This window comes from Bacillus sp. FSL W8-0770 (genome assembly GCF_038008705.1).
Lineage (GTDB): Bacteria > Bacillota > Bacilli > Bacillales > Bacillaceae_G > Bacillus_A > Bacillus_A cereus.
Genome location: NZ_JBBOZR010000001.1, coordinates 292,501 through 310,390, shown reverse-complemented (window position 1 = coordinate 310,390; position 17,890 = coordinate 292,501). Strand labels below are relative to the sequence as shown.

Genomic DNA, 17,890 nt, shown 5'->3' with positions numbered 1-17,890 from the left:
TGCACCTACTCTCCTTTTACTGCTTTAACTGTTTTTAACGCCGATTTTATATCATCATAAATAATATTTCCAACAACTACTGTATCAGCATATTGTGCCATTTCTTTCGCCTGTTCTGCATTAGAAATACCACCGCCATAATATAACTTAGCTTGTTTCAATTCTGCTTTTACATTTTTAACAAGTTCAACATCTCCATACGTACCGCTATATTCTAAATAAAATATCGGTAAACGTAATAGCTTGTCTGCTAAACGAGCATATGCAATAACGTCATCTTCTGTTACATCACATTTCGCTTCTGTAAGCTGGGCTACTTTCGCTTCTGGATTTAAAACACAATACCCTTCCATAAAAATTTCGTCCCAGTCCATAATATCCCCAAATTCTTTCAATGCCTCATGATGAACACCTGTTACCCATTCTACTTTTCGGCTATTTAAAACACTTGGGATGTAATAAAAATCAAATCCTGGTGTAATTGCTTCTACATCAGAAACCTCTAATACACAAGGAACTGCATATCTACGAATGCTAACTAGCATGTGTAATACGTTATCAATTGTAACTCCATCACTTCCGCCTACAATAACCGCATCAGTTCCAGACTCACAAATCATTTCTAAATGTTCATCGCTTAACTCCTTATTTGGATCAAGCTTAAATACATGTTTCCATCCGGAAATATCGTACATGAAAACACCCTTCCTTTTCTCTAGTTATATATATTTCTGTTCAAAATAACAGTTTATTTTCATCATTATTGTTTTAACTTCATCTTAAATATTTGTTTAAAACGGAGAATTAAGTTTGGAATTACCTCTTCCATATTTTTTAAACTAGAGGATTTAATTTTGAAGTTTCTTTTATGCATTCTTTCATTATAACAAAAAAAGTTACTTACACACACGCACATTCCAACATCTTTTTCCACGTCAAATGTTGGATTACATATCCCAAAAATCAAACGGGATACTAATAAAAGAAATAGTATTATCTATTTCAACTTTCATAAAAAGGAGTGTTTTTCTAATGAAGCAAAATATCGGGACAATAAACGCTCTAATTCGAATTACACTTGGGCTCGTCCTCTTCGGATGTAGTGCAACTAAACTTGTACGCAAGCCGTGGTGCACTTGGTCTAACATTTTTCTATGGATTGGTGCAATGAAAGTTGCAGAAGGAATTGTTCGTTTCTGCCCTGTTGTTGAAATGTGGAAATTCGGAAAATACATGAACATGGGGGCATTTAAAATGCCTAGCATGAATTTTGCTGAAAAAGGACATGCTAAAGAAGAAGTGAATCAAACTTCCACTCATGACAAGCCAGAGTCAAAAGGAAGTTATGACGCTTCTGACAAAGAGATTGAGTCAGCGATTGAAGATATAATCCTGGCAAAACCGCTTTGAATCATTTGTCACGATGCAAGATGCTCTCAAAGGGACTTAGCTGCTGCAGTGGGCGGTTAAGTCTTCTTTATTTTACCACAAAACAGAACGTACATTCTCTTTTTGAACCTTAAAATGTATATAAAAGATATCAACCAATAAAATTCAGAAAATTAGATGCATACCTCTTGCTTAAAATGATATAAAAGTGATATCATTTTTATATCAGGAGGCGATCATATGAAAGAAAAACAAGTATTTTATGTAAATGGTTTTCTCGGTATTATTGGAATTTTGATTTTAGCTGCTATCGGTGTATTTTTCCTTGCACAAGAAATTTTCATAGGAGCGGCACTAACTATTATATTAGCCGCAGTTCTCGCTACAGGTATCGGTATTGTTCAACCGAATCAAGCGAAGGTTATTACGTTCTTCGGTAATTATTTAGGAACAATTCGTCAAAACGGTTTATTTTTAACGATTCCGTTCGCATTCCGTCAAACTGTATCTTTACGTGTTGAAAACTTTAACAGTAAAAAATTAAAAGTAAATGACGTTGATGGAAATCCAATTGAAATTGCAGCTGTTATCGTATATAAAGTTGTTGATTCTGCAAAAGCAATGTTTGGTGTTGAACATTATGATCGATTTGTAGAAATTCAAAGCGAAACGGCAATCCGCCATGTTGCAACAAAATATCCTTATGACAATTTCCAAGATGAAACCTGCGTTACGTTACGCGGAAATACTGAAGAAATCTCTGAAGAATTAAAACGTGAGTTAGAGGCGCGTCTTGAAATTGCTGGTGTAGAAGTATTAGAAACTCGTTTAACGCACTTAGCTTACGCAACAGAAATTGCCCATGCAATGCTACAACGCCAGCAAGCAAAAGCAGTATTAGCTGCTAGAAAAGAAATTGTTGAAGGTGCTGTGAAGATGGCGAAAGATTCCATCCATATGTTAGATGAAGAAGGCGTACTAGAACTCGATGACGAGCGTAAAGCAAATATGGTAAACAACTTATTAGTTGCCATCGTTTCAGATAAAGGTGCGCAGCCAGTTATTAATACAGGAAGCCTATACTAAGGGCTATAAGTAATTATGGCTAAAAAGAAAAGCTTTCCATTACGTATTGATCCTGAATTACACGCAGTCATCGAAAAATGGGCAAATGATGAATTTCGTAGCGTCAATGCACACATCGAGTATTTACTTCGAGAAATGGCAAAGCAAAAAGGGAAATTAAAAAAAGATAAAGATGCATAAAAAATCCCGCTGATTCCTCAGCGGGATTTTTACATATTAACTTTTCGTCATCTCATGCCCAATTGCACGATATCCTATATCACTTCGATAAAATAGACCATCACTCTCAATTTTACCGATTTCTTTATATACTTTATCTTTTGCTTCTTGTAAACTATTTGCCTTACAAGCAACAAATAATACACGGCCACCGTTCGTTACAAAGTCCCCATGTTTCATTGCTGTACCTGCATGGAAAACAATCACATCTTGCAGTGCATCTAGTCCGCTAATAATATCACCTTTTTTATATGCTTCTGGATATCCTTTAGAAGCAAGTACAACACCGATTACCGCTTCTTCTGACCATTGTAACGTTAGTTCACTTTCATCTAATACAGCGTTACATACATCAACTAAATCGTTTTCTAATCGAGGTAATACAACTTCTGTTTCAGGATCACCAAAGCGTGCATTAAATTCAATTACCTTCGGACCATCATTTGTTAAAATAAGACCTGCGTATAAAATACCTGTAAACGAACGGTTTTCTTCAATCATCGCCTTAGCAGTTGGATGCAATACAGTTTGAATCGCTTCTTGAACTGCTGATTCTGGAATTTGTGGTACTGGAGAATATGCACCCATTCCACCCGTATTTGGACCTTTATCACCATCAAAAGCTCTTTTATGATCTTGGGCGATTACCATTGGATGTACAGTTGTTCCATTCACGAATGCCATTAATGAAAATTCTTGTCCATCTAAAAACTCTTCAATAACAACCTTCTTACTTGCCGCGCCGAATTTCACATCTTGCAGCATTTCTTTCACAGCTTGTAATGCCTCTTCAAGCGTCATCGCTACCGTTACACCTTTACCAGCAGCTAGGCCGTCAGCTTTAATAACGATTGGTGCACCAACTTTTTGAATGTACTGTACTGCTTCTTCATAATCTGTAAAAGTTTCGTACGCCGCAGTTGGAATATCGTACTTTTTCATAAGCTCTTTTGTAAAAGCTTTACTACCTTCAATAACAGCAGCCGCTTTATTCGGACCAAATACGCGAAGTCCCTCTTCTTTAAAACGATCAACAATTCCATTCATAAGCGGAATTTCTGGTCCAACGAAAGTTAACTCAACATTATTCTCTTTTGCAAATAAAACTAATGCATCAAAATCATTTTCATCAATATCAACTGGTGTTGCAACATCTCTCATACCTTCATTACCTGGTGCTACATATACCTTTTCTACTTTTTCAGATTGTGCAAACTTCCAAGCTAAAGCATGCTCACGCCCACCGCGGCCAATTACTAAAACATTCATATTTCATCCCCCAATAATTAAATAAGTACAAACTAGAAGCTATGCTCCTAGTTTGCTTTTTCATATCAATAAAAGGTTATCTCGACCGGACTTTTTAAACATCCATATCAATAAAGGTTTAAAAAGAGGATTAAGAGAACCAAGCAGGTCTAGGCGCATTTGCCAGGAGGACACGGAGTGTAGCTTTCCTACATGAGTACCGCACTGGCGATGCAACGACGACATGCGAAGGTTATCTTAACCGGACTTTTTAAACATCCTCTATTAGTGTTTGAAATGACGTACGCCAGTGAACACCATAGCAATCCCATAAGTATCTGCCACTTTAATAGAATCTTCATCACGGATTGATCCGCCCGGTTGAATGATTGCTGTAATTCCTGCTTTTGCTGCTTCTTCTAATGTATCTGGCATTGGGAAGAAAGCATCAGATGCAAGCGCGCTACCTTGTGCTTTTTCACCAGCTTGTGTAATTGCGATTTTTGCAGAACCTACACGGTTCATCTGTCCCGCACCAACACCAATTGTCATATCATCTTTCGCTAAAACAATTGCGTTTGATTTCACATGTTTTACAACTTTCCAAGCTAGTTTTAAATCTTTCCATTCTTGCTCTGAAGGTTCACGTTTCGTTGGAATTGAAATTGTACTTTCATCTAATGATAACGTATCTTCCTCTTGAACAAGAAGTCCACCTTGTATAGAAGTTAGTTTTTTGCTTGCACTTGTCGCTTTTTCAATATTTATAGTTAATAAACGTAAGTTCTTCTTACTTTGCAACACCTCTAAAGCTTCTTGTGAGAACGAAGGTGCGATAACAATTTCTAAGAAAATTTCATGTAACTTTTCTGCTGTAGCTTTATCAATTTCACGATTTGCTGCGATAATACCGCCGAAGATTGATACTGGATCTGCTTCATAAGCACGAGTATATGCTTCGTGAATATTAGTTCCTACTCCAACACCACATGGATTCATATGTTTTACTGCTACTACTGCTGGTTCTGTAAATTCTTTTACGATGCTAAGCGCTGCGTCTGCATCATTAATATTGTTATACGATAATTCCTTACCGTGTAATTGTTCTGCGTATGCAACAGAAGAAGTTGCTGCGAATGGCGCTTTATAGAAAGTTGCTTTTTGATGTGGGTTCTCGCCATAACGTAAGTCTTGCTTTTTCTCAAATGTCACAGTTAATGTTTCTGGACTTTCTTCACCCATTTGCTCTGTTAAGTAGTTAGAGATTAACGCATCATATGCCGCTGTATGACGGAATACTTTCGCTGCTAATTTACGTTTCGTTTCTTCTTTTACTTCACCGTCTTCTTTCAGTTCTGCTAATACAACATCGTAATCTACTGGATCTACAATTACCGATACAAATTTATGATTTTTCGCAGCAGAGCGAATCATTGTCGGGCCACCGATATCAATATTTTCAATTGCATCAGCAAATGTTACATCAGGCTTAGCGATTGTTTCTTTAAATGGGTATAAGTTAACAACAACAAAGTCAATTGGCTCTATACCTAACTCATTCATTTGTGTTACATGTGTTTGATTATCACGAACTGCTAATAGACCACCATGAATATTTGGATGTAATGTTTTCACACGGCCATCCATAATTTCAGGGAAACCAGTTACTTCAGAAATGCCGATTACTTGTAAGCCATTTTCTTCTAGTAACTTTTTCGTACCACCTGTTGAAATAACTTCAATCCCTTGTTCTAGTAACCCTTTAACAAATTCTACTACTCCTGTTTTATCTGAAACACTTACTAATGCACGCTTTTTCATTTATCCTTCACCCCTGGTTGTATGTTAGTTAACAGTTGATTCTTTCACAGACTGAACAATTTGATTCACTGTATTTACGTATAATTTATGTTCAACTTGTTGAATTTTCTTTTGTAAGCTTTCTCTCGTATCCCCTTCAGAAACAACCACTGCTTCTTGTGCAATAATTGGCCCTGTATCCATACCTGCATCTACATAATGAATTGTTACTCCAGTTACTTTCACACCTGCTTCTAACGCTTGACCGACAGCATCTTTACCCGGAAAGCTCGGTAGTAATGATGGATGAATATTAATAATCTTCCCGCCGTATGCTTCTAGTAACGTCGGCCCGATTAAACGCATATATCCAGCTAGAATAACATAATCAATTTCATATTCTTCTAGCTTCTTTAATATCTCTTTTTCAAACGCTTCTTTTGACTCATATGCTTTCGCTGAAAAAGCAAAACACGGAATATGATGATAATTTGCCCGTCCAACAGCTCGTGCTTCTGGTTTATCACATACTAATAAACTAATTTCTGCATCCAATCTTTTTTCTTCTACCGCATTAACGAGAGATTGAAAGTTAGATCCACTTCCAGAAGCAAAAACTGCTAATCTACTCATAGTGCTGTGCCCCCATTAAAAGTAACGCCAGCTCCTTGTATAGTACGTCCAATAATACGAGCCATTTCTCCTTGCTCTTCAAGAAGACGAACAACATCTTTTGCATCTTCTTCCTTCACTGCTACTACCATACCAATACCCATGTTAAAAATATTGAACATTTCTTTCTCTTCCAGTTTTCCAACTTCTTGAAGCAAACTAAAGATCGGCTGAATTTCCCAAGATCCTAGTTCAATCTCAGCACCGATTCCTTCTGGCAACATGCGTGGAATATTTTCAATAAATCCACCACCTGTAATATGCGCCATACCGTATACTTCATGTTTCTTCAATAGTTCTAAAATAGGTTTGACATAAATTTTCGTTGGTTTTAATAATTCTTCACCAAGAGGTAGTTCTAAGCGGCCATAAATACGCTCTAAAGATAGTTCCCCATCTTCTAATAACACTTTTCGTACTAAAGAGTAACCATTGCTATGAATACCGCTAGATGCTAAGCCAATTAGCACGTGACCAGCTTCAATCTTTTCACCTGTTACAATTTTCTTTTTATCAACAATCCCAACTGTAAAACCAGCTAAATCATATTCTTCCGTAGAATACATTCCTGGCATTTCAGCTGTTTCTCCACCGATTAATGCACAACCAGCTTGGCGACAGCCCTCTGATATACCTTTGACGATGTTTTCAATTTTACTAGGTTCAGCTTTACCACAAGCAATATAATCAAGGAAGAAAAGCGGCTCTGCTCCTTGGACAACAATATCATTTACACACATTGCTACTGCATCAATACCAATTGTGTCATGTTTATCTGCCATAAAAGCGAGCATCAATTTCGTTCCCACGCCATCTGTTCCAGATACTAATACAGGTTCTTCTAATGCAAATTTTGATAGATCAAACATACCTCCAAAACCGCCTAAACCGCCTAGTACTTCTTTTCTCATAGTTGTTTGTACGTGTTTTTTCATGCGAGATACCGCTTCATATCCAGCTTCAATATCTACTCCTGCTTGCTTATATGCATTCGCCATCGTTATTTACACCTCGTCTTTTAATTTCTCCCCATCCAGGGCGGGCTATTTTAAGAAAGGATCTAGCTTCTACATCAAAAGAAGTAGAAGCTTTTCTCACTTTTCTTATTTCATGCTTTCTAAAAGCTCTTGCTCATAATCATAAAGAGCTGTTGGATAGTCCCCATTAAAGTAAGCCATGCATAGGCCGCCATATTTCCCTTCATATGGACGTCCAATTGCATCTACTAATCCATCTTCGCTTAAAAATGTTAAAGAATCTGCTCCGATCATTTCACGGATTTCTTCTACTGTATGATTTGCTGCAATTAATTCTTTTCTCGTTTGAATATCAATGCCATAGAAACATGGATATTTCAGAGGTGGTGAAGCAATTCTTACGTGAACTTCTGTCGCTCCAGCCTCACGAAGCATACGAACAATTCGTTTACTTGTCGTTCCTCTTACGATAGAGTCATCAATCATAACAACTCGTTTCCCTTCAACTACACCTCTTACTGCGGAAAGCTTCATCTTAACCCCTTGCTCGCGCAGTTCTTGAGAAGGTTGAATAAACGTACGTCCAACGTAACGATTTTTAATTAATCCTAACTCATATGGAATACCTGTCGCCTCCGCATAGCCAATCGCAGCTGAAATACTAGAGTCTGGTACACCAGTAACAACATCTGCTTCAATAGGAGCTTCTGCCGCTAAACGTTTCCCCATATTCTTACGTGCTGCATGAACATTAACGCCTGCAATATTAGAATCTGGTCGTGCAAAGTAAATATATTCCATACTACAAATTGCATGTTCTACATCGTTTGTGAAACGATCTACGTGAATTCCTTCATCATTAATGATAAGTAATTCACCCGGTTCTACATCACGAATGTATGTTGCACCTACTACATCAAAAGCACATGTTTCAGATGCTACAACGTAAGCATCCCCCATCTTTCCAATTGAAAGCGGACGGAACCCATTCGGATCTAATGCAACGATCATTTCATTTCCAGTTAGTAAAAGATACGCAAACGCACCTTTCACTTTATTTAAAGCCTCTTTTACACTTTCAATTAAAGAATCTTTCGTGCTACGTTTAATAAGATGTAAAAGTACTTCTGTATCTGAACTAGTTTGAAAAATACTGCCCTCTGCTTCTAATTCACGACGAAGCATTTTTGCGTTAATTAAATTTCCGTTATGAGCTAACGCCATACTATGATCGGAAAAACGGAACAACAATGGTTGAACGTTAGCAACTTCACTTCCACCAGCTGTTGCATATCGTACATGTCCGATTGCTGATTTTCCATTTAATCCTTCTAGCTCACCTCTTGAAAACACTTCTGATATTAAACCTAACCCCTTGTGACCGACGATTTTTTCCCCATTATTTACGACAATGCCTGCGCCTTCTTGCCCACGGTGCTGTAAACTGTGCAATCCGTAGTATGAAACTTGTGCTGCATTTTCATGCCCCCAAATTCCGAAAACGCCACATTCTTCGTTTAACCCCTTTATTTCAGCAAGCATGGGATTGCCCCTTTCCAAGCCTTTCTCATTTCATCTACATTTGCTGTAAGTAATACTTCATTTTCTTCATTATGAATTGTTACTTCATTTGTACTTGTTACTTCTCCAACTTGGATTGCTTCTACCACTTTCTCAAACGCCTCTTTATTTTCACGTTTTACAGTTATCACGAAGCGAGACTGTGATTCAGCGAATAATGCTGCTGTTGCTTCTCCATTTAATTTCACAGTAGCACCTAAGCCTTTAGCACCAATTGCACTTTCTGAAATCGCAACTGCTAAACCACCTTCAGCAACATCATGTGCAGATTGAACAAGACCAGCTTGAATTGCTTCTAATACTTGTTTTTGGCGTTTTAATTCTACATCTAAATCGATACTTGGTGATTGACCGAAAATTTTGCCGTGAATCATTTTCTGTAATTCACTTCCGCCAAACTCAGCTTTCGTCTCACCAATTACATACACTAAATCACCAGCTTGCTTAAACTCTTGTGTTGTTACATGTTTTAAGTCATGCACAAGTCCGACCATCCCAACAGTTGGTGTTGGATATACAGCTTCACCACTACGCTCGTTATACATCGATACGTTTCCGCCGATAACTGGTGTTTGTAATGTGCGACAAGCTTCACTCATACCGTCTACTGATTTCTCAATCTGCCAGAAGATTTCTGGTTTTTCTGGGTTACCGAAGTTTAAGCAATCTGTAATTGCAAGTGGCTCTCCTCCAGAACATACGATATTACGCGCTGCCTCTGCTACTGCAATTTTACCGCCCATCTCTGGGTCTAGATAAATGTAGCGAGAGTTACAATCTGTCGTCATTGCTAATCCTTTTTCTGTACCGCGTACACGTACAACTGCAGCATCTGAACCTGGCGTAACAACTGTGCTTGTGCGAACTTGGTAATCGTATTGATCGTATACCCACTCTTTACTTGCAATTGTTGGTTGCTGTAATAAAGCGAATAACGTTTCTTTATAATTTTCTACTTTTGGCGTTTCCATTTTCATTGCTTGGAATTCAGCAAAGTATGCTGCTTCTTTTGATGGCTTATGATAAATTGGTGCTTCTTCTGCTAAAGCATCTGCTGGAACTTCAGCTACCTTTTCACCTTTATGGAATAAACGAAGCATTTTATCTTCCGTTACTTTCCCCATCGTAACCGCTGCAAGACCATACTTCTCAAATAAATCTACTATTTCTTGTTCTCTACCTTTTTTCACGACAATTAACATACGCTCTTGTGATTCAGATAGCATCATTTCATATGGTGTCATTCCTGTTTCACGCTGTGGTACATCATCTAAGTACATTTCAATACCCATTCCTGCTTTACTTGCCATTTCTGCAGAAGATGATGTTAAACCAGCCGCACCCATATCTTGAATTCCAACAAGTGCATCGGATTGAATTAATTCTAAACACGCTTCAATAAGAAGTTTTTCCATAAATGGATCCCCTACTTGAACCGCTGGACGTTTCGCTTCTGAGCTTTCAGATAGTTCTTCCGACGCGAATGTTGCACCGTGAATACCGTCACGACCAGTTGATGCTCCTACGTACATTACTGTGTTACCAGCACCGTGCGCTTGCCCTTTTTTAATGTCTTCGTGGTTAATCAAACCTACGCACATTGCATTTACAAGTGGATTTCCTTCATAACATGGATCAAATTGTACTTCGCCGCCAACAGTCGGAATACCGATGCAGTTACCGTATCCTGCAATTCCTGCTACTACTTCTTCGAATAAATATTTCACACGTGGTGACTGTAATTCACCGAAACGAAGTGAGTTTAATAGAGCTACCGGACGTGCTCCCATAGAGAATACGTCACGAATAATACCACCAACACCTGTTGCAGCTCCTTGATATGGTTCAATAGCTGAAGGATGGTTATGACTTTCCATTTTAAATACAACTGCTTGATTATCACCGATATCTACAATTCCAGCACCTTCTCCAGGTCCTTGCAGAACGCGCTCACCTGTCGTTGGAAACTTACGAAGAACTGGTTTCGAATTTTTATAACTACAATGTTCAGACCACATTACAGAGAATAACCCTGTTTCTGTATAATTTGGCAGACGACCTAAAATCTTTTCAACCATGGCAAACTCTTCGTCTGTTAGCCCCATTTCCGCATATATACGCTCTTCTTTAATTTGTGTTGGATTTGGTTCAAGCATTAACGACATATGTTTCCCTCCACTGTTTTAAGATAGATTGAAAGACTTTTAACCCTTCAGCACCGCCAAGTAATTCATCTACAGCACGCTCTGGGTGTGGCATCATACCAAGTACATTTCCTTTTTCATTTACAATACCAGCAATATCTGAAACGCTACCGTTAGGGTTTTCTACGTAACGGAATGCGATTTGATTGTTCTCTTCTAATTGTTTAAGAGTCGCTTCGTCACAATAGTAATTCCCCTCACCATGCGCGATTGGAATATTAATTACTTCATCTTTTCCATATTGTGATGTAAACATCGTTTCATTATTTTCAACTCGCAACTGAACAGTGCGACACATAAATTTTAAGTTTTCGTTTCTCATTAACGCTCCTGGTAGTAATCCTGATTCAACAAGAATCTGGAATCCATTACATACACCTAAAATCGGCTTTCCTTGCTCAGCAGCTTTTTGCACTGCTTTCATTGCATTAGCAAAGCGAGAAATAGCACCGCAGCGTAAGTAGTCACCATAAGAAAATCCGCCTGGTAGTAGAATTGCATCATATTCATCTAAATTCTCTGTATCGTGCCAAACGTAATCTACTTCTTCGCCAAGCTCATCTTTAATTGCATGGAACATATCGACATCACAGTTCGAACCCGGAAATACTATTACGGCAAATTTCACTGTGCGACAACCTCCTCAACTTCATAACGGAAGTCTTCCATTACAACGTTCGCTAATAGTTTTTCACACATTTCCTTTACCTTGCTATCTAAATCAGATACAGATTTATCAATTGTTAGTTCCATGTACTTTCCGATTCGAACGTCTTGTACTTCTGTGAATGAAAGACTATGAAGTGCTCCTTTTACTGCTGTTCCTTGTGGATCTAATACGCTTTCTCTTAATGTTACATATACCTTAACTTTATACATGTGAAATTCCCCCTAAACGTTTTAAAATCTCTTCATAAGCATCTGTTAAATTTCCAAGATCGCGACGGAATACGTCTTTATCAAACTTTTCATTGCTCGTTTCATCCCATAAACGGCAAGTATCTGGTGAAATTTCATCCGCTAAAATGATTTCTCCTTCTTCTGTTACACCAAACTCTAATTTAAAATCTACTAATCTTACACGACAGCTTGCGAAATGATCAATCAACACTTGATTGATTTGTAGAGCCATATCTCGTAATACACTTACTTGCTCTGGTGATGCAACGTTTAATACACGAATATGATCTTCCGTTACAAGCGGATCTCCTAAATCATCATCTTTGAAGTAAAATTCTACGATTGGTTCTGCAAGTACAGTTCCCTCTTCCATTCCTAATCGTTTTGAAAGACTTCCTGCAATTACATTTCTTGTGACAACTTCTAAAGGAATAATACTCACTTTTTTAACAAGTTGTTCTGTTTCAGATAACTTCTCAACAAAATGTGTTTTAATTCCCACTTCTTGTAACTTTCTGAACAATAAAGTTGTAATTTCATTGTTCAAACGACCTTTTCCTGTAATCGTCTCTTTTTTCTCCCCATTGAAAGCAGTCGCACTATCTTTGTACTCTACCCAAACCATATCTGCTGATTCTGTACGATAAATTCTTTTTGCCTTACCTTCATACAGCAATTCTAGCTTTTGCATTTCGCAAGCCCCCTGTAGTTTGAAAAATGTGAATAATGTTTTTATAAAGAATGGCACAGAATGACTCTATTCTGTGCCATATGAAATTTTACGCTTCGTTTAATCCAAGGCGTTCAAAGATTGTATCAACGTGTTGCATATGATGCTCATAGTTGAAGCATTCATTAATTTCTTCTTGTGTTAACTTGCTTGTAATACGCTCATCAGCTTCTACAAGCTCTTTAAATTGTACTTGTGTTTCCCAAGCTTCCATCGCTTTAGGCTGTACGATATCATAAGCTTCTTCACGTACCATACCTTTGTCAATTAGTGTAAGCATTACGCGCTGAGAATAAATTAAGCCGTATGTTCTTGTCATATTGCGTTTCATATTCTCTGGGTATACAGTTAAGTTTTTAACGATATTACCAAAGCGATTTAACATGTAATTTAATGCGATTGTAGCATCTGGTAAAATTACGCGTTCTGCCGAAGAGTGAGAAATGTCACGCTCATGCCATAATGGAACATTTTCGTAAGCTGTCATCATATAACCGCGGATAACACGAGCTAAACCAGTCATATTTTCAGAACCAATTGGATTACGTTTATGTGGCATTGCAGAAGAACCTTTTTGACCTTTTGCGAAAGCTTCTTCAACTTCACGTGTTTCACTCTTTTGTAAACCACGAATCTCAACTGCCATCTTTTCGATAGATGTTGCAATTAGTGCAAGTGTTGACATGTAGTGTGCGTGACGATCACGTTGCAATGTTTGTGTTGAAATTGGTGCTGCTTCTAATCCTAAGTTTTCACAAACATATTTTTCTACGAATGGATCGATATTTGCATATGTACCAACCGCACCAGATAGTTTACCAACACGAACTGTATCAGCAGCTTGTTTGAAACGCTCTACGTTACGTTTCATTTCTTCATACCAAAGACCAAGTTTTAAACCAAATGTTGTTGGTTCTGCATGAACACCATGTGTTCTTCCCATCATGATTGTGTATTTATGCTCTTTCGCTTTGTTAGCTAAAATGCTTACAAAGTTTTCTAAGTCTTTTAATATGATTTCATTCGCTTGTTTTAAAATGTAAGATAACGCTGTATCTACTACGTCTGTAGATGTTAAACCGTAATGAACCCATTTACGTTCCTCACCTAATGCTGGCGTTTCGGATACAGCACGAGTGAATGCAACTACGTCATGACGTGTTTCTTTTTCAATTTCATAAATACGATCAATATCAAATGATGCATGTTCACGAATTTTTTTAACATCTTCTTTTGGAATATCGCCAAGCTCAGCCCATGCTTCACAAGCTAAAATCTCAACTTCTAACCACGCTTTAAATTTGTTCTCTTCCGTCCAAATCGCACCCATTTCAGGGCGTGTATAACGACTAATCATCTTTTTCCCTCCAACAGTTGTTCTTGATGGTCCCAAATATGCAAACTCTTCGCTTTTTCTAGAGCGACTTCAATATTATCATTTAAAATATTAACATGCCCCATTTTTCGCTGTGCTTTTGCTTCTTCTTTTCCATACAAGTGTAAATAGCACCCGGTTAATCTATTCACTTGTCTTAGGACCCCTTCTATATGTTCGCCTAAAATGTTTACCATGACAACTGGTTTTAACAAATTTGTTTCTCCTAGAGGTAAATTACAGATTGCTCGAATATGTTGACCAAATTGACTCGTCTCACATGCATCCTGTGTATAGTGTCCTGAATTGTGAGGTCTTGGCGCTAATTCATTAATATAAATCTCACCATTATCTGTAGCAAACATCTCTACAGATAGTGTTCCCACAAGTTCTAATTCATCCGCAAGTACCTTTGCATAAGCAATTGCTTTTTGAGAAAGCTCTTCTGTAATGCGAGCTGGAACGATAGATTCATGTAAAATGTTATTTACATGAATATTTTCTGCTACTGGAAACACTTTTGTTTCACCACTTACACTACGAATCACAATAACTGATACTTCTTTTTCAAAAGGCACCCATTTCTCTAAAATACATTCTGCTTTATCCACAAGATTTCTTGCTGTCTCAACATCAGCTTCACTTCTTAAAACAACTTGTCCTTTCCCATCATATCCACCTGTCGTCGTTTTTAAGACAGAAGGGAATGATAACTCAGCAATTGCTTCTGTAAGCTGATCTTGATTTTGAACTAGTCTATACGTTGCTACTGGTAACCCAGCCTTCTCAATCGCATTCTTTTCTGTAAAACGATTTTGCGTTGTATTTAACAACTGACTACCTTGTGGTAAGTACGCATGTTTTTCAAGCCATTGTAAACATCTATAATCAATATTCTCAAATTCATATGTGACAACATCACTTATCTCTGCTAAATGCTGAATTGCTTTTAAATCATCATATGGTGCAACAATTTCAATATCAGCAACTTGTGCACATGGCGAATGCTTTGTAGGATCTAAAACAGCAATTTTATATCCCATCTCCTTAGCTGCCAATGCCATCATTCTTCCTAGCTGGCCGCCTCCAATAATGCCGATTGTTTTTCCAGGTAAAATGATTCTCGTCATACTAGCTCACTACCTTCACGCACATCTTTTTCAATCGCTTCTCGTCTCAATTCTAATGCATCATGTATGTCATCATGGAATGATCCAAGTATTTGTGCGGCAAGTAATCCAGCATTCGTTGAACCGGCTTTACCAATTGCAACAGTTGCAACTGGAACACCTCCTGGCATTTGGACGATGGATAATAATGAATCTAAGCCGTTTAATGCTTTTGATTGAACTGGAACTCCAATTACAGGAAGATTTGTCTTCGCTGCAACCATTCCTGGTAAATGTGCTGCTCCACCAGCTCCAGCAATAATAACTTTCAATCCACGTTCACGAGCCGTCTCTGCATATTCAAACATATAATCCGGAGTCCGATGAGCGGATACAACTTTTTTCTCATACGGTATATTTAATTCATCTAAAATGTCACAAGCATATTTCATTGTTTCCCAGTCTGACGTACTTCCCATTATGACTCCAACTAGTGATTTCATATTAGAATCCCCCCGATTCAAATAAAAAAAGCCTGAAATAGAACAGTTTCTCTTTTACTATGAGAGAAAGCGCTCTACTCAGGCATACGTATCCCTTGTGAATAGAAAAATACCGAGTGACTTTCCCTCATAGTCTAACGAATAACGGTCGTTAGGTAGAGACTTGCAGGCCATATCCCCGCGATTATATGAGGTCTTATATTATTGTTTCTATGGTTATATTAACAATATTTCATAAACAATGTCAATAAATAATCGAATGTTTTTTTATTAGTAGTCAATAACGTTCGTGTTTTAGTTATATTCAAAAGAAGAATTGCAACTATATGCAAGAAGAAAAGGGAATTAGAATATATATTTCTAGACATCTATTTTACGTATAATCTTTTAAATGGCACTTCAGTATGTTTTAAATCAAAATATATACACTCTTGTATTATTATAACGATTTAATTTCTAAGGAGGATAACTGTTAAAGAAAGAACTATGCTATTATCCTATTTATTTTTCTCTATTGTAGTAATTTCTGTAATTATTAAATACTTATTTATAGCATCTCATTATTTAAAATATATACTTATGATAGAAATAATGTGTCCTATTTTAAGTATTACTTTAGTGGCTATTTCATTCTTTTTCGTCTTTAGCTTTATTAAATTTATGGATTATAGCATTCGGTAAATAAAAATAAACACAAAAAAACCTAAGTCAAAATGACTTAGGTTCTTGCTTGGCGACGTCCTACTCTCACAGGGACAAGGTCCCAACTACCATCGGCGCTAGAGAGCTTAACTTCCGTGTTCGGTATGGGAACGGGTGTGACCTCTCTGCCATCATCACCAAACTATGAAGGCATATTCCTTCAAAACTAGATAACATTGCTACATATTATATGGTTAAGTCCTCGATCTATTAGTATTCGTCAGCTCCACATGTCACCATGCTTCCACCTCGAACCTATCAACCTGATCATCTTTCAGGGATCTTACTAGCTTACGCTATGGGAAATCTCATCTTGAGGGGGGCTTCATGCTTAGATGCTTTCAGCACTTATCCCTTCCGCACATAGCTACCCAGCTATGCCCTTGGCAGAACAACTGGTACACCAGCGGTGCGTCCATCCCGGTCCTCTCGTACTAAGGACAGCTCCTCTCAAATTTCCTACGCCCACGACGGATAGGGACCGAACTGTCTCACGACGTTCTGAACCCAGCTCGCGTACCGCTTTAATGGGCGAACAGCCCAACCCTTGGGACCGACTACAGCCCCAGGATGCGATGAGCCGACATCGAGGTGCCAAACCTCCCCGTCGATGTGGACTCTTGGGGGAGATAAGCCTGTTATCCCCGGGGTAGCTTTTATCCGTTGAGCGATGGCCCTTCCATGCGGAACCACCGGATCACTAAGCCCGACTTTCGTCCCTGCTCGACTTGTAGGTCTCGCAGTCAAGCTCCCTTATGCCTTTGCACTCTACGAATGATTTCCAACCATTCTGAGGGAACCTTTGGGCGCCTCCGTTACACTTTAGGAGGCGACCGCCCCAGTCAAACTGCCCACCTGACACTGTCTCCCGGGTCGATAAGACCCGTAGGTTAGAATTTCAATACAGTCAGGGCGGTATCCCACCAGCGCCTCCACCGAAGCTAGCGCTCCGGTTTCAATGGCTCCCGCCTATCCTGTACAAACTGTACCAAAATTCAATATCAGGCTACAGTAAAGCTCCACGGGGTCTTTCCGTCCTGTCGCGGGTAACCTGCATCTTCACAGGTACTATAATTTCACCGAGTCTCTGGTTGAGACAGTGCCCAAATCGTTACACCTTTCGTGCGGGTCGGAACTTACCCGACAAGGAATTTCGCTACCTTAGGACCGTTATAGTTACGGCCGCCGTTTACTGGGGCTTCAGTTCAGAGCTTCGCTTACGCTAACCCCTCTCCTTAACCTTCCAGCACCGGGCAGGTGTCACCCCCTATACTTCGCCTTACGGCTTCGCAGAGAGCTGTGTTTTTGCTAAACAGTCGCTTGGGCCTATTCACTGCGGCTTTCCGTTAAGAAAGCACCCCTTCTCCCGAAGTTACGGGGTCATTTTGCCGAGTT

At 38.6% G+C, this 17,890-nt stretch carries 16 protein-coding genes, 2 rRNA genes, 1 pseudogene and 1 riboswitch (1 of these 20 cut by a window edge); of the genes and pseudogenes, 4 read left to right on the top strand and 15 right to left on the bottom strand.

What is annotated here, in order from left to right; genetic code table 11:
- Nucleotides 1-5 precede the first annotated feature (5 nt).
- Nucleotides 6-695 carry a heptaprenylglyceryl phosphate synthase gene (locus NST27_RS01715; protein ID WP_000272103.1) on the bottom strand — a complete coding sequence of 230 codons (690 nt, stop codon included), beginning with the start codon at nt 693-695 and terminating at the stop codon, nt 6-8.
- Between the two features lie 337 nt (nt 696-1,032).
- On the opposite strand from NST27_RS01715, the gene NST27_RS01710 reads away from it, so the two are divergent.
- The 3 genes from NST27_RS01710 (at nt 1,033) to NST27_RS01700 (ending at nt 2,655) form a co-directional block, all read left to right on the top strand.
- Nucleotides 1,033-1,410 (top strand): YgaP family membrane protein, encoded by a 378-nt coding sequence (locus tag NST27_RS01710; RefSeq protein ID WP_000812345.1) that lies wholly within the window; start codon nt 1,033-1,035, stop codon nt 1,408-1,410.
- Nucleotides 1,411-1,629: 219 nt separating this feature from the next.
- Entirely contained in the window at nt 1,630-2,475 is an 846-nt protein-coding gene (locus NST27_RS01705) for an SPFH domain-containing protein (protein ID WP_000660669.1), read from the top strand.
- 15 nt (nt 2,476-2,490) lie between these two features.
- Nucleotides 2,491-2,655: a toxin-antitoxin system HicB family antitoxin gene (locus NST27_RS01700; RefSeq protein WP_001085171.1), complete on the top strand. Its 165-nt coding sequence runs from the start codon at nt 2,491-2,493 to the stop codon at nt 2,653-2,655.
- Nucleotides 2,656-2,691: 36 nt separating this feature from the next.
- On the opposite strand, the gene purD is transcribed toward NST27_RS01700, so the two are convergent.
- From purD to purE, 12 genes are all read right to left on the bottom strand, one after another.
- Nucleotides 2,692-3,963, bottom strand: a complete 1,272-nt coding sequence (gene purD / locus NST27_RS01695; protein ID WP_001101977.1) for a phosphoribosylamine--glycine ligase — start codon at nt 3,961-3,963, stop codon at nt 2,692-2,694.
- Between the two features lie 264 nt (nt 3,964-4,227).
- The gene (purH, locus tag NST27_RS01690; RefSeq protein WP_000745442.1) at nt 4,228-5,763 is read right to left on the bottom strand and encodes a bifunctional phosphoribosylaminoimidazolecarboxamide formyltransferase/IMP cyclohydrolase; all 1,536 of its coding nucleotides are present in this window, start codon (nt 5,761-5,763) and stop codon (nt 4,228-4,230) included.
- 24 nt (nt 5,764-5,787) lie between these two features.
- Nucleotides 5,788-6,375: a phosphoribosylglycinamide formyltransferase gene (gene purN, locus NST27_RS01685; RefSeq protein WP_000088589.1), complete on the bottom strand. Its 588-nt coding sequence runs from the start codon at nt 6,373-6,375 to the stop codon at nt 5,788-5,790.
- Complete coding sequence (gene purM / locus NST27_RS01680; protein ID WP_001262439.1) at nt 6,372-7,412, bottom strand: phosphoribosylformylglycinamidine cyclo-ligase; 1,041 nt, start codon at nt 7,410-7,412, stop codon at nt 6,372-6,374. The genes purN and purM overlap by 4 nt, the downstream gene beginning before the upstream one ends.
- A 105-nt stretch (nt 7,413-7,517) precedes the next feature.
- The gene (gene purF / locus NST27_RS01675) at nt 7,518-8,933 is read right to left on the bottom strand and encodes an amidophosphoribosyltransferase (protein WP_000879025.1); all 1,416 of its coding nucleotides are present in this window, start codon (nt 8,931-8,933) and stop codon (nt 7,518-7,520) included.
- Nucleotides 8,918-11,137 carry a phosphoribosylformylglycinamidine synthase II gene (gene purL, locus NST27_RS01670; RefSeq protein WP_047385538.1) on the bottom strand — a complete coding sequence of 740 codons (2,220 nt, stop codon included), beginning with the start codon at nt 11,135-11,137 and terminating at the stop codon, nt 8,918-8,920. Before purL ends, purF begins: the two co-directional genes overlap by 16 nt.
- On the bottom strand, nt 11,121-11,804 hold the full coding sequence (purQ, locus tag NST27_RS01665; RefSeq protein WP_000666787.1) for a phosphoribosylformylglycinamidine synthase subunit PurQ: 684 nt from the start codon (nt 11,802-11,804) through the stop codon (nt 11,121-11,123). The genes purL and purQ overlap by 17 nt, the downstream gene beginning before the upstream one ends.
- Entirely contained in the window at nt 11,801-12,055 is a 255-nt protein-coding gene (gene purS / locus NST27_RS01660; RefSeq protein WP_000278823.1) for a phosphoribosylformylglycinamidine synthase subunit PurS, read from the bottom strand. Before purS ends, purQ begins: the two co-directional genes overlap by 4 nt.
- Nucleotides 12,048-12,767, bottom strand: coding sequence for a phosphoribosylaminoimidazolesuccinocarboxamide synthase (purC, locus tag NST27_RS01655; protein WP_001170544.1), 720 nt, complete (start codon nt 12,765-12,767; stop codon nt 12,048-12,050). The genes purS and purC overlap by 8 nt, the downstream gene beginning before the upstream one ends.
- 88 nt (nt 12,768-12,855) lie before the next feature.
- Nucleotides 12,856-14,163 carry an adenylosuccinate lyase gene (gene purB, locus NST27_RS01650; RefSeq protein WP_000625682.1) on the bottom strand — a complete coding sequence of 436 codons (1,308 nt, stop codon included), beginning with the start codon at nt 14,161-14,163 and terminating at the stop codon, nt 12,856-12,858.
- Nucleotides 14,160-15,311: a 5-(carboxyamino)imidazole ribonucleotide synthase gene (purK, locus tag NST27_RS01645; protein WP_000196771.1), complete on the bottom strand. Its 1,152-nt coding sequence runs from the start codon at nt 15,309-15,311 to the stop codon at nt 14,160-14,162. Before purK ends, purB begins: the two co-directional genes overlap by 4 nt.
- The gene (gene purE / locus NST27_RS01640) at nt 15,308-15,793 is read right to left on the bottom strand and encodes a 5-(carboxyamino)imidazole ribonucleotide mutase (RefSeq protein WP_000839367.1); all 486 of its coding nucleotides are present in this window, start codon (nt 15,791-15,793) and stop codon (nt 15,308-15,310) included. The genes purK and purE overlap by 4 nt, the downstream gene beginning before the upstream one ends.
- A 110-nt stretch (nt 15,794-15,903) precedes the next feature.
- Nucleotides 15,904-16,005, bottom strand: a riboswitch (purine riboswitch).
- Nucleotides 16,006-16,279: 274 nt separating this feature from the next.
- On the opposite strand from purE, the pseudogene NST27_RS01635 reads away from it, so the two are divergent.
- Nucleotides 16,280-16,478: pseudogene (locus NST27_RS01635) on the top strand (hypothetical protein).
- A gap of 43 nt (nt 16,479-16,521) precedes the next feature.
- Here NST27_RS01635 and rrf read toward each other — a convergent pair.
- Nucleotides 16,522-16,637, bottom strand: a 5S ribosomal RNA gene (gene rrf, locus NST27_RS01630).
- Between the two features lie 48 nt (nt 16,638-16,685).
- Nucleotides 16,686-17,890 (bottom strand): 23S ribosomal RNA (locus NST27_RS01625) (it continues 1,717 nt past the right edge of the window).

What these genes read in the sequence shown, in the direction of transcription:
- NST27_RS01715 (WP_000272103.1), bottom strand. Translation starts at nt 695, where the DNA reads ATGTACGATATTTCCGGATGGAAACATGTATTTAAGCTTGATCCAAAT.
- NST27_RS01710 (WP_000812345.1), top strand. Translation starts at nt 1,033, where the DNA reads ATGAAGCAAAATATCGGGACAATAAACGCTCTAATTCGAATTACACTT.
- NST27_RS01705 (WP_000660669.1), top strand. Translation starts at nt 1,630, where the DNA reads ATGAAAGAAAAACAAGTATTTTATGTAAATGGTTTTCTCGGTATTATT.
- NST27_RS01700 (WP_001085171.1), top strand. Translation starts at nt 2,491, where the DNA reads ATGGCTAAAAAGAAAAGCTTTCCATTACGTATTGATCCTGAATTACAC.
- purD (WP_001101977.1), bottom strand. Translation starts at nt 3,963, where the DNA reads ATGAATGTTTTAGTAATTGGCCGCGGTGGGCGTGAGCATGCTTTAGCT.
- purH (WP_000745442.1), bottom strand. Translation starts at nt 5,763, where the DNA reads ATGAAAAAGCGTGCATTAGTAAGTGTTTCAGATAAAACAGGAGTAGTA.
- purN (WP_000088589.1), bottom strand. Translation starts at nt 6,375, where the DNA reads ATGAGTAGATTAGCAGTTTTTGCTTCTGGAAGTGGATCTAACTTTCAA.
- purM (WP_001262439.1), bottom strand. Translation starts at nt 7,412, where the DNA reads ATGGCGAATGCATATAAGCAAGCAGGAGTAGATATTGAAGCTGGATAT.
- purF (WP_000879025.1), bottom strand. Translation starts at nt 8,933, where the DNA reads ATGCTTGCTGAAATAAAGGGGTTAAACGAAGAATGTGGCGTTTTCGGA.
- purL (WP_047385538.1), bottom strand. Translation starts at nt 11,137, where the DNA reads ATGTCGTTAATGCTTGAACCAAATCCAACACAAATTAAAGAAGAGCGT.
- purS (WP_000278823.1), bottom strand. Translation starts at nt 12,055, where the DNA reads ATGTATAAAGTTAAGGTATATGTAACATTAAGAGAAAGCGTATTAGAT.
- purC (WP_001170544.1), bottom strand. Translation starts at nt 12,767, where the DNA reads ATGCAAAAGCTAGAATTGCTGTATGAAGGTAAGGCAAAAAGAATTTAT.
- purB (WP_000625682.1), bottom strand. Translation starts at nt 14,163, where the DNA reads ATGATTAGTCGTTATACACGCCCTGAAATGGGTGCGATTTGGACGGAA.
- purK (WP_000196771.1), bottom strand. Translation starts at nt 15,311, where the DNA reads ATGACGAGAATCATTTTACCTGGAAAAACAATCGGCATTATTGGAGGC.
- purE (WP_000839367.1), bottom strand. Translation starts at nt 15,793, where the DNA reads ATGAAATCACTAGTTGGAGTCATAATGGGAAGTACGTCAGACTGGGAA.